The following is a 14,581-nucleotide window of genomic DNA, read 5'->3' on the forward strand; positions in this document are numbered from 1 at the left end:
GGCTTCTAATAATTCAGACACCAAAAAACCCGCCCGCGACCTGTTCTTTTTTAAGAAAGGGTACGGGCGGGATGGGGAAGCTCTTCACCATTTCCCCACATAACCGGGGCGGGTAATTTTAATCAGTCATGCAGCGCTTCAACGCGCCCAATAGCTTCCTGGGCTACGAGCTGCTGGATCCCCATATCAAGCTCGGAGGTAAATCCTACGCAGGAGCAGTTAATTTCTCCCAGCACATAAGTGTCCTCGCCGTTTTCTCCATCGGCAAGCATGAAATCAGCGGTCCAAATAAGCGGAATATTATCTCCGCCGAGTTTCTCAGCTATCTCTGGGCGAGCGGCGGCGAACTGATCGACGAGCTCCTGCCATGCCTCCGGTTTATCGTATGTGTACTTAGCACCAGAGAACAGTGTGGCAGAGAAATTGTCCCCGCCGGCGGCTGGCTTTTTGTGCACAACAAAAACTGGGTGGGGTCCTACGAGGAGGATGCGAATTTCTCCTTCGACGATACGGGGCATGAATCGCATATCCACGAGCATGCCGTTGTCGCCGATAATATATTGGTCGCAGAAGTCCATAAAATCGCCCAGTTTATGCACCTCAGTATGGTTGTCTACAGCCTCAGTGCAGCGCACGAGGGTATCAAGCGGCAACGCTGTGCCGGGCTCCACAGTGGCCTGCAACTCGGAATCCTCGAGACGTACGCGCCAGATGCCCGAACCCGTTGACCCTCGATTCTGCTTAAGCACTCGTTCACCATACGAAAGTGAGGTGGGAAAGGTTTCATGGAAAGTAGCGACATCGTAATAAGCTGCGGTATCGGTGGGAACCAAATCGGTGTCTTTAAGTTTGACCAGAGCATCCTTAGCACCATAAGCCATCATCTCCTCAGGAGTGGACATACCGACTAGACCAGCGTCTGATAGCTTAGTCAGAAGCTCAAAATAACCCTTCTCGCCACCAGGGATGCTGCCAGGATTAACCCGAGAGATATAGGCATCAAAATTGGCAGAAATATAATCAAAGAGACCGTCAGCCCACTCAGGTCGATAGAAAACGACCTCAGCATGCCACCCCTTATCCTCAATGGCCTTGACGATGGGCATCGTATCTTTTCGGTGCCCATTAAAGCCCTTGTCAGAGCCTCCTTCAACCTCAAAAACTACAATACTCTTGTGCATATATAACCTTTCATAGCTACCAAGCTCACCGATCATCATTGCATTTATCTACCGCTATCGACTCCCCTTCGAGATCAGTGGTTCTTCATGCTGAAGGCAACGAAGCTTATAGGAGCATGCGCGGACTCTCGGTGACCTTATCTAGTGAAACTAATTTCTAATTGACGCACCCCATCCTTATCTTGAACCAGCCTCAAGAGCTGGAAAGACGTGGGTTGGGCACCTCTTTTAGGCTAACTTAACTGTCGCCATCACGAGCGGTAAAAAGCCTATGGAGTAATCAACACCACATATCTTTTCTTCGGCTCTCCCCCTTGCCGTTGACATTGTTAAGCTTTAATAGAAATTGACAAAGATTAGCATGTTGACACGTGCCCAGCGAGGCGGTTTCTAAGGTCACCGACTGCTTCCGTTCTGATTTGTCGCGGCATATCCTCGAGCTGATTGTGGTGGCTGCGAGATCGATTGCACTATAACCCAGAAATTTTCTTCATTTCCCTTAAATTGTTTATCAGAAAGGTTTAATACTTCATTATGGCCCTGCCCTTTGACCCGTACCCCCCTTTTCGCGAATTCGCGCATCCCGAACGCATAGTCTCCTCATCATGGCTATCGGCTCACTTAGGCACCCCCGGATTATGCGTAATCGAATCTGATGAAGGGAAGAGCTTATATAATATCGGCCATTTACCTGGCGCCATCCGAATTGACTGGGGTGAGGACTTAAATGACCCCCTAGCCCACGACTTTATTAGCAGCGAGCAGTTCGCTCAATTAATGCGGAAAAAGGGTATTAGCCGAGACGATACGGTTGTTATCTACGGCGAAAGATCGAATTGGTGGGCCGCATATACCTTGTGGATCTTTGAGCTCTTTGGGCACCCCGATGTTCGTCTTCTAGATGGCGGACGAGATGCGTGGATTTTAGAAGAGCGCGATATTTCCTTTGATATCCCACACTTACCTGAAAGTGACTACCCTGTGGTTGCGCGCAATGACGAGCTACTGCGGGCATTTGTCGAAGAAGTAGCCCAGGTTGTGACCCAAGATCAATCCCACTCTCTCGTCGTTGATGCCCGGAGCAACAAGGAGTACCAGGGCTTAGAGCACCGGGATGAAGCACTCGACCTCACCGAACGTCAGGGTCATATTCCAGGTGCTGTAAATATCCCCTGGGAAAAAGCCCTTTATGCCAACGGTCGCTTCCGTAAACGCTCGGAATTAGCGAATTTATACCACGATCTTGTAGAAAGAGACGAGATCATTGTCTACTGTAGCGCTGGTAACCGGGCTGCCCTAACATGGTTTGTCCTCAAGTATTTGCTAGGAAAAGAAAACACCCGTCTTTATGACGGCTCGTGGCTGGAGTGGAGCAATATGGTGCGCAAGGAAGTCCGCCGCGGCCCGCATCCCTTCGGCACTGAGACTACCTAATACTCGTTAATCGTGCTGGCCAGTTCAAAGGTGGGTTTCAGTATCGCCTGAAGTGGTAACCCCTTGTACATGATCTCTGTAGAATAGAGATATGCGAAAAGGTGATCTGAGCAACCCTTATCAGGTAAAGTTTTTTCGACAAAACATTTTAAGGGGTGTAAGCGTCGTCCTTTGTCTAGTCATAGGCTGAAAAGGGACGTGACTTACGGCGCAACCCAGCGGGGGATCTCCTCTCGAGCTTTTCAACCACCACAAGAAAATATCCACCTTAGAGTAACCAGGAGTGCTTCACGTGACTGTGGAACAGAAAAAAATCACCAAAGTACTCGTCGCTAATCGCGGCGAGATAGCCATTCGCGTGATCCGCGCAGCTCGTGACGCCAATATCGCAAGCGTCGCGGTGTACGCTGAGCCCGATGCTGATGCACCCTTTGTTTCGCTTGCCGACGAAGCTTTCGCACTGGGCGGACAAAACTCCGCGGAATCCTACCTTGTGATCGACAAAATCCTCGATGCCGCAAAAAAATCCGGCGCCGATGCGATCCACCCAGGCTACGGATTCCTCTCCGAGAACGCAGACTTTGCTCAAGCAGTCATCGATTCTGGTCTGATCTGGATCGGTCCTTCCCCGCAATCCATTAAGGATCTGGGAGACAAGGTGACCGCTCGGCACATCGCTTTAACCGCCGAAGCCCCCATGGCACCGGGAACCAAAGAACCTGTCCGCGATGCACAGGAAGTCATCGCATTCGCGGAGGAATACGGTCTGCCGATCGCTATCAAAGCCGCCTTCGGTGGCGGCGGCCGCGGCATGAAGGTGGCTTATACTATGGACGACGTAGCGGAGCTCTTTGATTCCGCCACGCGAGAAGCCACCGCCGCCTTCGGCCGTGGAGAGTGCTTCGTGGAGCGCTACCTTGACAAGGCGCGCCACGTTGAGTGCCAAGTTCTTGCCGATCAACACGGCAATGTCATCGTCGCAGGTACTCGCGATTGCTCCCTCCAGCGTCGCTTCCAAAAAGTAGTTGAGGAAGCTCCTGCCCCCTTCTTAACGGATGAACAACGCACGCAACTACACGAATCCGCAAAGCGCATCTGCCGCGAGGCTCACTACTATGGTGCGGGCACTGTGGAGTATCTCGTGGGTTCCGATGGACTTATCTCCTTCCTCGAGGTCAATACCCGCCTGCAGGTCGAACACCCCGTTACCGAAGCAACAACGGGACTAGACCTCGTGCGGGAACAGTTCCGCATCGCCGAAGGAAAGCCACTGCATATCACCGAAGATCCTGCGCCGCGCGGCCATGCTTTTGAATTCCGCATTAACGGCGAGGATCCAGGTAATAATTTCATGCCCGCCCCAGGCATCATTACCGCTTATAACGAGCCGTCAGGCCCTGGCGTACGCGTTGATTCTGGTGTGAGGCAGGGCTCCATCATCAGCGGACAGTTTGACTCGATGCTGGCCAAACTAATCGTCTATGGTGAGACTCGGCAAGAGGCGCTCGAGCGCTCCCGGCGCGCCCTGGCGGAATACACCATCGAGGGTATGCCCACCTCCTTGAATTTTCATCGCCATATCGTGGCAAACCCCGCCTTTATAGGCTCTGATGAGGATTTTGATATCTATACCAAATGGATCGAGGAGGAATGGGTCAATCCCCTTGAACCCTTTGCCGATCCCGACGAGATCCCCGACGACGAGGAGTCATCAGCGAGTACCACGGTGGTCGTTGAGATTAATGGGCGCCGCGTTGAAATTGCTATCCCTGCAGATCTGGCCCTCGGTGGCCAAACTCCTCGTAAAAAAGTTCGCAAGCGGCGCTCCAGCGGAGCTAAGACCCAAGCTTCAGGCGATGCCGTTATCGCCCCTATGCAGGGCACCGTCACTAAGGTATCTGTCCACGAAGGCGATGAGGTATCCGAGGGCGATGTGGTGGTGGTACTGGAAGCAATGAAGATGGAAAACCCCGTCAAGGCTCATAAATCGGGAACTGTCACTGGCTTAAGCGTCGAAACTGGCCAAGGTGTCAGTAAGAATGACGTGCTCCTAGAATTGCAGTAGTCCGCCCAGTCCCCTCACGGTATGGGAGGGGATACTCCAGAGGCCCCTAACTGCGGCTAAACTACAAAAGCATGGACGTAATCGAACTCAATGGGGGACGCTTTTATTTGCGCCCGCTTCACGACGACAACCGCATCGATGATCGCCCCGCTCTCGCGCAGATCACCGATAATCCCCAGGAGATTCTCACTAGAGCTCGAAGCTCAGCGAAAGACTATTACTGGGCAATCTGCGAACAAACCCGCGTGGATATGGTAGCTCTCGCTCACTTCGACGGGACTATAATCACCACAACTCCTATCGGCGACCCTGATAGAGTTCTCCCCAATGATCCGGTTCTGCCGGCGATGACCGTTCAGGACGCTGCTGATTTAGGCCGGGAAGTTGTAGCACGCTATATAGACAGTCACAACCACTCAATTTGAGAAAGATCAAGAGAAAAAAGGGGGTGATTGGATACCACCCCCTCTTTTTTCTATTGGGGAGTAGGGGTACCCCTACTCCCCAATAGAGATATTGATGAGCGCGGAATAAACTTCAGTTGCCCACGTTCGCGCCTGTATATTTAGCGAGTGGCGTCCTGCTAGGAGCGCCTGGATATACAAACCCCTAATGGCATTCGTGATAACCGGCCTCCCCTGAGCCTTGAGCAATTGGTACACAAGTGTCGACTGAGCATTGAGGACAAGCTGGGCGCGAGCGTCGTCAAGCTCGGGTTGTAATTTCTCGAACTGATCAAGTAATCCTGCTAACCCAGAGTCTCCCACCGCTTCGCGAGCATTTTTTTCCAAGACTCCAGCGCCCGCTGCGTCGCGCGGTACAACTAGAACTGGCACGCTTGAAGGATTAAAATTGCGCACAATCACCGCTATGTCTTGGCCCTCCAGAGCCTGCTGGCAGGCGGCAATGAGGGGAAGGAATTGAGATTCATCGCTTGGTGAGAGTTTCTTAAAAGCGCCCACGATATCAGCCGTAGTTACTGTCACAACCGCGTGATCCGGATGATCGAGACGAACCTGCTCAATGATCTCCTGATCGTAGACATACCCGGCGTTAACGACCACCAAATCATTGGCAGCAGCCACGGGCACGATCGCCTGGAATTGATGGTCGGTTGCACAATAGCGCAGCGGACCCTTCGCCATAACTGCACCAAGCGTGAGCCGACCATGCGAGGTTTCCATCGGTACAGCGCGCACGACGAGGTCCCGAGTTTCTCGATCAGTCGTAGCTAGGGCTTTCAGACCCGCCATATGCAGGCTGAGGAAACGTCTAAACTCGTCATCCTCAAGTGAATTCATCCATGCGCGAATAGCTTTACCAATTTGTTCACGGGTGTCGTCTAATAGTTCATCGTCGACGATATCGTCGCGACTCGCTGTGGGCCTGAGATAATCAGTATTACCTACGACGCGCACGAAATATGCCCATTCAGGGACCAGATCGGTGATTTTGGATGACAGTAAGATATTGCGGAGATAAAGCCGATGCCGTGCGCTACTCCCTGGATGAGTGGCGTGGCCATAAACGAAAGCGACCCCGGTGAAACCAGCGATCTCTACGCTCACATCGATGATGGCAAAAGGTTCGAAACCGAAATGCTGCTTACACCATTGCACTTGGCGCCGGCGGGTATCCTCCCACACAGGGATAGGCTCGCTGATGAGGACCTCACCCCCATATACCCCCTCTACCCCAATAGTGACGGGGAGATATTCACCGTAACGGCGCGCGATCTCAGCGATCTGCTGCTTATCAAAATCGGCTTCACCGGGAATTGCTTGCAAAACCACGAGCGTGCCCTGCCGCGGTAGATCGTCACGATCTGCAATAGCTGACACCTCCCACGTGCCGTTCGCATGACCACGCCAACATACGGTTGGAGCGTTATCGCCGTTCTTGGTGTACACCGTGATCTCGTTGGAGACGAGAAAACAGGAAAGTAGGCCGATGCCAAATTGACCCAGATAGTCCGATCGGCGGAGTCCGAATTCGTCGCGCTTCGACGAGCCGCCAATGGTGGCTAGGAGCTGCTTCGCTTGATCCTCGGTGAGCCCAATGCCATTATCGATGACCTTGAGCTCGCGTTTATCCACGATCAGACGGATGGTACCCCCATCATCCCAATGGGGATCGGCAAGGGTACGCGCGTGGATAGCATCGACTCCATTTTGCAACAGCTCCCGAATATACACATTGGAGCTGTTGTATAGATTGCGCGACAGCAGTTCAACCATGCCGCCCAAATCTACTTGGAATTGACCTTGTTCATTCGAGTTGGACACACATACCTCGTCGTGGGGAAGTTGGGGGATCTAGAGTATTTGAATCTTTTTAGCACAGATCGTCGTGCACGATTAATTGGCGCGCAGCTTCGGTGATTGAGCCGGAAAGGGAAGGATAGACTGCGAATGTACTCGCTAACTGGTCAACGGTAAGCTGATTGGTCACCGCCACGGCGATGGGAAGAATCAACTCCGATGCCGTTGGAGCCACCACCACTCCCCCGATAACGATGCCAGAAGCTCTGCGGCAGAAGATCTTGACAAAGCCGTGGCGTAAAGAGCGCATCTTCGCTCGGGGATTTCGCGGGAGAGGGAGGGTATAGGAACGGGCAAAAACTTCACCCGATTCAATATCGTGCTGGGTGACCCCCACAGCAGCTATCTCGGGGCGGGTGAATACCGCGGTAGCTACCGTCTTCAACCGTAACGGGGTTACCCCTTCCCCCAATGCGTGGTAGATAGCGATACGGCCCTGCATAGCTGCCACCGATGCCAGCGGGAACTGATCAGAACAGTCGCCGGCGGCATAAATACCCGAAATATTGGTACGCGATACCCGATCAACTTTGATATGACCAGAAGAGGTCGTCTCTACCCCAAGCTTCTCTAGACCCAGATTTTGGGTATTGGGAATAGATCCTACTGTCATCAAAGCGTGAGAGCCTGTAATCACGCGACCATCTGTTGTACGTACACGCACTCCCGTATCGGTGGCGGTGACACTATCAACGCGAGCATGTTTTTCCAAAGATACGCCGCGTTCTGCGAGCACGGTCTCAAGCACATCAGCGGCGTCTGCATCATCGTGGGGCAGAATGCGATCGCGGGAGGCTACCATTGTCACCTTGACGCCGAGTTCAGCGAAGGCGGATACAAATTCTGCTCCAGTAACCCCGGAGCCGACGACGATCAAGTGCTCTGGGAGGGTTTTTAACCTGTAGATTTGGCGCCATGTAAAGATGCGCTCCCCGTCGGGTTGAGCTTTAGGCAGGATGCGCGGAGTGGTTCCCGTAGCAATAAGGACCAGGTCGCCTTCGAGGGTTTCCTCGCTGCCATCACGTCCGGTCACTTTGACATAATGTCTGGTCTGCTTGGGACTGTAATCATCGAGAACCCCATAGCCGTCGATAATACGTACGCCGGCGGCAGTAACGGCAGCCCGAATATCACTGGATTGCTCACCTGCGAGTTGCTGTACACGCTCGTTGAGAAGAGTGAGGTCCAGGTCCGTTTCGTTGAGGCTATCGCCTAAACCCATATCGTCGGCGCGCCGCATATCGGTCTTGATATTGGCACCGGCGATAAAGGACTTCGAAGGCACGCAGTCGGTAATTACTGCGGATCCCCCGAGGCCCTGCTCTTCGACGAGGGTTATCTGCGCGCCATATTTCGCACCTGTTAAGGCCGCCTCGTAACCCGCGGGACCGCCTCCAATGATGATGATGCGCTTATTAAGACTGGACAAACGTCGTTACCTCCGGCACTAGTGTCGATCGCGCACCTTTAAGGTCGAATATACATAGCGCGCGAGTATGAGAGTTTGCCTAAGACTTAGGCATTTCTCACTTAGTCTAGTGCGAAGCACGGGGAAGTTTCGTTCTTTATCGCTGTTCTTGTTCCAACACACCGGCGAAGAGTTGCACACCGACTGGTATGGACGCTGCGTCTGCCAACATGGTGGCTTTATGTAGATCGCCTGGTGAGTGGGTGCCGTCCCAGCATCCTAGTCGAGCCATCGCACCTGGAACAGTTTGTAAGTACCAAGAGAAATCTTCACCGCCAGCCGATTGGGACACTGGAACCGTGGAGGACCGGTCGCGCATTTGTGCCGCCTTGGTGAATATCTCCACGGCCTCCACATCGTTGATAACGGGGGGAACGCCACGGGTATAAATGATCTCGTGCTCACAACCAGTAGGTGCCAAAACCTGCGCAATGAGTTCTTCAAGCAATGGCTGCAGCTCGTGCCATACTTCGATGCGACCGGTGCGCACGGTACCGCACACGGATCCTGTCTCGGGGATAGCATTGCCCGCTCGACCCGCATGGATTGCGCCGAATACTAAGACGGTGCTCGTCGACGCATCGACGCGTCTGCTCAGAAGGCCTGGTAGGTCAATGACTAATTTAGACAGTGCATAAACCACATCACTAGTGAGATGGGGTCTTGAGGAGTGACCACCTGGACCACTCACTCTGATCTCTACCAGGTCACCCGCGGAAGTGAGCGCACCTACCTTCAAACCTACGGTTCCAGTTCGGATCTTCGGTTCGGCATGAAGGGCGTAGATTCTCTCTACCCCCGACAGTACCCCTAGTTTCACAATCTCGGGGGCACCTGAGCCCATTGCTTCTTCGGCTGGTTGAAAAATGATCCGCACATTGCGCCGCACGAGACCTTGTCGCTGGGCCTCTATAAGAGCCCGAGCGAAGCCCAATGCGACTGTAATGTGTATGTCGTGACCGCATGCGTGCATAATATTGTCGTGGCGCGAGCTATAAGGGGCGTTAGTGTGCTCGTGAATAGGTAACGCATCAATATCTGCGCGAAAGGCTACGCTACCCATCCTAGATTCAGGATCGGCAACAATATCGACTACCAACCCAGTACGCGGGAACAGAGTAGGTTCGAGTCCCCCTTCTCTTAGTTTCTCGGCGATAAAAGCGGTGGTATTGAACTCTTCGTTCGATAATTCAGGATACATATGGACATGGCGTCGCCAGTCCATGAGTTCTTCGTGGTGCTCCTCGCACCATGCGCTCATAAAAGCGTGGAGATTCTGATTATCAGTATCGTTCAAGTTCATCCTCTTTAGTCACCGTTTTTGAGTTGTCTTTACAGGGCGCCTGCACCCTCCTTAATGTAGCCTTAGTGAGCCGAGCTACCAATGTGCGGGTTCTCTTCGGTTGATTCGTGCCCTGGTAAGAGCACAGTGTAAGAGCACAGTGCACACCCCTTGAGAACTAAATCTTGCGGGGTGTGCTACGAAGATCTAGAAGATCTATTCGGCATCGACCTTTGGTAGTGCCAGATAGTTAGAGATCGATATTGCGCGGGCCGTAGAGTCGATCGCCAGCATCGCCTAGACCGGGGACGATATAAGCATCGTCGTTAAGATCAGCATCAATTGTTGCGGTCACGAGGCGCACGGGCAGGCCTGATTGGGCGAGCGCATCGACACCTGCTTGCGCCGAAACCATACAAACAGCAGTGATATCGGTTGCGCCTCGATCATGAAGGATTCGGATGGCGTGCAGCAAAGAACCACCGGTGGCCAGCATGGGGTCTACAACGAAGACGGTGCGGCCCGTGAGATCCTTAGGCAGTGCCTCCAAATAAGGTACTGGCTGGTGAGTGACTTCGTCGCGAGCCAGTCCGATAAAACCAACCTGGGCATCAGGGATCATTTTGAGGGCGGGGGCGATCATACCGAGTCCTGCGCGAATGACCGGGACAATAATAGGAGGATCTTGGAGTCTAGTCCCTTCGGTTTGCGCGACGGGTGTGACGAGCGGAAAGGTTTCGACGGGCAGCAGACGCGACGCCTCGTAAATGAGCATGGCGCCGAGATCTGCAAGTGCGGCACGAAAGCCAGCGTTATCGGTGCGCTTATCGCGCATAATTGACAAGCGAGAAGCTGCTAGTGGGTGGTCCACGGTCAAAATATCCATACCCGTCATCGTAGCCCCTCACCCATACTCACCTCTACTTTTCTCTTGTAGGGCGCCAACGGAACCGAAAGGGAGTAGGTGAAGTCTTAACAAGCATGACCAATACGTTGAATATTGCACCCGAGACTGTGCGCTCGCTCGCCAAAGATGTCCTCGATTTAGCTCAGACTCCCATCCCAGAGCACCTTCTCCCCGGTGAAATATTGCCAGGGGTAGGCGACTATATCACCGCTTTTAATGCTTGCGTGCACGCCCTGGGGTCGCGAGCACAAAACCAAATCCAATACGTAGAGGAAAGCACCGACCGTGCGTTGAAATGGTTGCATACGATCGAAACCGATGACCTCACCCTTGCCGAAAGGTTGGCCCAACAATGATGGACTTTATATCTGAGGCTGAGAAACTACTTCAGCCCCTCAACCCTGCACCGCTACCACAGGTCCCCAACTTTGAGAAGGTAGGTCCTTTAGCTCAGGAATTTGGGGTAGAGCCTGCAGTATTCTTAGCGGAGAATGTCAATCTTATTAGAGACACTGTAGAGGCTGGCCAAACTGTGCTGCCAGCCTTAGGTTTAATCAACCAAGCCCGTATAAAATTGCAGCAACTCGCCTGCAAATTCTTCGCCCGTGCTATCGCTTTGCTCAGCCAGGTGGCAGTCCCCAACCCCGCCATCAGTGGACCAGCTCTTACCATGCTCCTGCGGCTGCCAGCGCAATTTCTAACTCAGGCCTACTGTATTCTCGAGCAATTGAAATTAGCATTAAGTCCCTATACCAAGGTTCTTGAGGATGTCTCGCAACGCGGGAAATTTCTAACTCTGAGTACTCAGCGGATGGTGACCAAGGAACTCATTCCAGCCCTTAAAGATGCTTGCAAAGCTGCCGACATTCTCCCACCCACAATCAGCTCGCTCGACTCAGAATCTTCGGGTGAACAAGCACTAAGCTCAACTTCACACTCACCTGACCAGAGCCAGATGAGGGGACATAAAGCTGTAGAGATCGCCCGCAGCGCCATCGGCACTCCATACCAGTGGGGTGGCACCTCACGCCAGGGTTTTGACTGCTCAGGGCTAACCCAGTGGGCTTGGCGACAAGCGGGAGTGGAGTTACCTCGCATTGCTAGCGAGCAAGCCGTGGGACAACCAATTAGTCGCGAAGATCTCGCTCCCGGAGATCTCCTGGTGTGGAGCGGACATGTGGCCATGTACTCTGGCGATGGAATGATGATCGAGGCTGGTAATCCGGTCTCAGAAAATCCCCTCAGGACCACCAATATGGGGATGGATTTCAAGGGCTTCTTCCGCCCCCAATAGATGCACTTTAACCATATAAACGGCTAGGATATATCTCCATGAGTAAAAACGGCATTTTCCCAGTAAAAATCTCTTTGACCGAGGGTGATTTCTTTACCCTGTGGGCTCCCGAATGGCGCGAACACGGAGCGGAGTGGCAAGCCTTCCTTGGAAAGGGCGATGACCTCTTCCTCTTCGAGTCGCCAGCCCATATGCTTATTTTTATTGAAGAAAATGCTAGCCATGACTTGAGTAGCCACCCTAAGTGGGCGGCGTTTAATCACCTCGGTGCCGAGCGTGTGGTTCCCGATGCTAAGCACTACTATGATCTGGTTGGCCTGCCAAAGATTCTCGCCGATCGCCCGAGCTATGAGAATGTTTCTCATGTGGCGCGCACCTTCAAGATCGCCCGCAGCCTAGCTGACGTCATGGCCGCCACAAGTGTGCAGGTATTCTTTTCTTCTCACTCCATCCTGAGCAATGCTGAGCGCGGTGCAGACCATTTCAGCGGTGACGCAGGCGCCTCTGAATGGACAGCTATTGGTCGTGTGGTGCTAACCAACTGGGATAAGGTGGTCGATGCCCTCGATGAAGCCGTCACCATCGCCCCTGATGCCGAGGCTGCGGCTCTCGCCGATGCGGAAGCCCGCGTAGAAGCTGGCCTTGTTGCTGCCGCGGAACTTCTCGAGCAAGAAGAGGCCAGAAGAAAGCAAGAGGCCGAGCGTGTTGACCCTTATGACACCACGGTCTGGGCTGCGGCTGGTATTGATCCCATCAAAATTTCCATCTCCGGGCGTACCGTTTATACTCTGCGTACCTATGTTGAGGCACAGCCAGTATTCTTAGGCAAATATGGAGAAATTTTCACATTCTCCTCCTCCAAAGCCCTGGTCCGCTGGCTAATCGAACATACAGAGCATGACCTCGCTATGGTAGCTACCTGGGAAGATATTATGACCGCAGCCAATGCTGGCACCCTTGAGGTCTCCGTTCATCCCGACAACGTCTACTCATTCAATGGGATCGCCCGCGATATCGCTCAAGGCCCCGAGAGCGTTGATAAGACTCAAGTATTGCAAACCTATGAACTGCTTGCCGACGCCGCCGACTGGGCTCAAGACGATTCACTTAACGCCTTCTTCTTAGCTAACCCTCGCATGCAAGACTATATTTCTTATATTACGGGCGGCACCCGCCAAGTTGGCTATACCCCGACGCCTCCTTATGACGAGCACACCACCTTGTGGACTCAGCTGGAAGAGATGCTTACTAAGCGCTTCTCTCGCTTCTAGTGTCATACTCAAACCCCCACCGCTTCTGAGCAGGTGGGGGTTTGAGTATATCTATCCCCGATGGTGGTTGATATACGCACTCCGGTTGAACAGAGTACCTACCCGGCCTACCGCGGCGGGTACCCCTATATCCCCAATAGGGTTGGGGGCCAACACACTACCCCCGCACCCACAAGTTTTTATCTTTGGGGTGCGGGGGTAGTGCAATGGCGATTACTTCTTTTTCAAGAAGAAACTCACGACTCCAGTCACTGCCGCTCCGAGTGCTAAGCCTGAGCCGATTGCGCCACTAGACGATGCTAGTGGAGTAACCTTGACCTGCTCTCGGACACGAATGATAGCTGGAGGTGGTGGATCCAACTTCGCGATAGCAAGAGCTTCCGGCGTCGTGGCTGCCCACGCGCTGCAGTACAAGACGATTCGCCAAATAAAGTAGAAGAGCACCATTACACCGATAATTGGGCCGAAGGTCGCACCTGCGGGGTTGCTCAGGGCATTGGAGAAGAAAAGGGAGCCCAATTGCTTGAATACTTCAAAGGCTAGAGCGCCGATAATGCTGGCATGAAAAGCCGATTTCATGGGAACGGGGCCACGTGGAAGGCGCTTCATGAGCCAGAAGAACACCAGGAAGTTGGCCAAAATACCTAGGGCTAAAGCTACCACTGTAGTCATCCACTGGATCCCGGGGATATCCTCGAGGCCAAGGAATTCGATCAGCTGGGAAGTTAGACCAGAACTGCCGATAACGGTGATGCCAATAGCAACGATCATGAGCACCAATAGTGCAATGAGACGAATAAAATCGTTGAGCTTTGTTTTGAAGAAGTTTTCTTCCTTGATGGGGTAGTTCCAAATCATCGAAATACCCGTGGTGAGATGGAATACCCAGTTCAGGCCGGACCATAGGGCAGTGATTCCGCCGATTCCGAACATGGCACCACGCTGTTCAATGGCGGTGTCGATAATTTCATTGAGGGTTTCCCCCATCTGGCCGGAAACCTGAGCAGTAATGCGCTCGTTGATGTCCGCCAAGAGTTCGGGGCGGCTGGCCAAAACAGTTGCTATACCAGCGAAGATAAGCATGAGTATGGGGAACATACTCAAGACTGAGAAATAGGTAATACCTGCGGCAAACTGGTTTCCCCCGTTTTGGGTATAACGCTCGGTCATGAGCATGACATGATCAAACCAGCCCCATTTGGCACGGTATTTATCCATCAAGCCTTTTTTATCTTCGGTCGCTCGTTCAATCCCATACTCGTCCTCTTTAGTACGGACTGGGTGCTTATTGGTAGCCAAAAATCTGTCTTTTCTCGTTAATAATTATGTGCTCGTGATTGGTCTGTACAGCCCTCTGC

The 14,581-nt window shown here is 52.9% G+C and carries 12 protein-coding genes; 6 read left to right on the forward strand and 6 right to left on the reverse strand.

Going from position 1 to position 14,581, the window contains the following annotated elements; all coding sequences use genetic code 11:
- Window positions 1–122: 122 nt before the first annotated feature.
- Window positions 123–1,181 (reverse strand): Cj0069 family protein, encoded by a 1,059-nt coding sequence (locus tag NXT01_RS02770; protein ID WP_259077204.1) that lies wholly within the window; start codon window positions 1,179–1,181, stop codon window positions 123–125.
- 534 nt (window positions 1,182–1,715) lie between these two features.
- Here NXT01_RS02770 and NXT01_RS02775 point away from each other — a divergent pair.
- From NXT01_RS02775 to NXT01_RS02785, 3 genes are all read left to right on the forward strand, one after another.
- Entirely contained in the window at window positions 1,716–2,615 is a 900-nt protein-coding gene (locus tag NXT01_RS02775; RefSeq protein ID WP_259077206.1) for a sulfurtransferase, read from the forward strand.
- Between the two features lie 292 nt (window positions 2,616–2,907).
- On the forward strand, window positions 2,908–4,680 hold the full coding sequence (locus NXT01_RS02780) for an acetyl/propionyl/methylcrotonyl-CoA carboxylase subunit alpha (RefSeq protein ID WP_259077781.1): 1,773 nt from the start codon (window positions 2,908–2,910) through the stop codon (window positions 4,678–4,680).
- Window positions 4,681–4,751: 71 nt separating this feature from the next.
- Window positions 4,752–5,105: a hypothetical protein gene (locus NXT01_RS02785; protein WP_259077207.1), complete on the forward strand. Its 354-nt coding sequence runs from the start codon at window positions 4,752–4,754 to the stop codon at window positions 5,103–5,105.
- A gap of 72 nt (window positions 5,106–5,177) precedes the next feature.
- Here NXT01_RS02785 and NXT01_RS02790 read toward each other — a convergent pair whose 3' ends face one another.
- The 4 genes from NXT01_RS02790 to upp all read right to left on the reverse strand — a co-directional run bounded on the left by NXT01_RS02790 (window position 5,178) and on the right by upp (window position 10,637).
- Window positions 5,178–6,965, reverse strand: a complete 1,788-nt coding sequence (locus NXT01_RS02790; RefSeq protein WP_259077208.1) for an HSP90 family protein — start codon at window positions 6,963–6,965, stop codon at window positions 5,178–5,180.
- A 49-nt stretch (window positions 6,966–7,014) separates the two neighbouring features.
- Window positions 7,015–8,430, reverse strand: a complete 1,416-nt coding sequence (locus tag NXT01_RS02795) for an NAD(P)H-quinone dehydrogenase (protein WP_259077209.1) — start codon at window positions 8,428–8,430, stop codon at window positions 7,015–7,017.
- 136 nt (window positions 8,431–8,566) lie between these two features.
- Window positions 8,567–9,730, reverse strand: a complete 1,164-nt coding sequence (locus NXT01_RS02800; RefSeq protein WP_259077783.1) for an amidohydrolase — start codon at window positions 9,728–9,730, stop codon at window positions 8,567–8,569.
- A 271-nt stretch (window positions 9,731–10,001) separates the two neighbouring features.
- The gene (gene upp, locus NXT01_RS02805) at window positions 10,002–10,637 is read right to left on the reverse strand and encodes a uracil phosphoribosyltransferase (RefSeq protein WP_259077210.1); all 636 of its coding nucleotides are present in this window, start codon (window positions 10,635–10,637) and stop codon (window positions 10,002–10,004) included.
- A gap of 95 nt (window positions 10,638–10,732) precedes the next feature.
- On the opposite strand from upp, the gene NXT01_RS02810 reads away from it, so the two are divergent.
- Genes NXT01_RS02810 through NXT01_RS02820 form a run of 3 tightly spaced genes read left to right on the forward strand, consistent with a single transcriptional unit; the run spans window position 10,733 to window position 13,223 of the window.
- Complete coding sequence (locus NXT01_RS02810) at window positions 10,733–11,014, forward strand: hypothetical protein (RefSeq protein WP_259077211.1); 282 nt, start codon at window positions 10,733–10,735, stop codon at window positions 11,012–11,014.
- On the forward strand, window positions 11,011–11,952 hold the full coding sequence (locus NXT01_RS02815) for a C40 family peptidase (RefSeq protein WP_259077213.1): 942 nt from the start codon (window positions 11,011–11,013) through the stop codon (window positions 11,950–11,952). The genes NXT01_RS02810 and NXT01_RS02815 overlap by 4 nt, the downstream gene beginning before the upstream one ends.
- 38 nt (window positions 11,953–11,990) lie before the next feature.
- Complete coding sequence (locus NXT01_RS02820; RefSeq protein WP_259077215.1) at window positions 11,991–13,223, forward strand: hypothetical protein; 1,233 nt, start codon at window positions 11,991–11,993, stop codon at window positions 13,221–13,223.
- Between the two features lie 213 nt (window positions 13,224–13,436).
- On the opposite strand, the gene yhjD is transcribed toward NXT01_RS02820, so the two are convergent.
- The gene (gene yhjD / locus NXT01_RS02825; RefSeq protein ID WP_259077217.1) at window positions 13,437–14,522 is read right to left on the reverse strand and encodes an inner membrane protein YhjD; all 1,086 of its coding nucleotides are present in this window, start codon (window positions 14,520–14,522) and stop codon (window positions 13,437–13,439) included.
- Between the last annotated feature and the right edge of the window lie 59 nt (window positions 14,523–14,581).

The organism is Corynebacterium sp. ES2775-CONJ (assembly GCF_024814515.1).
Classification (GTDB): domain Bacteria; phylum Actinomycetota; class Actinomycetes; order Mycobacteriales; family Mycobacteriaceae; genus Corynebacterium.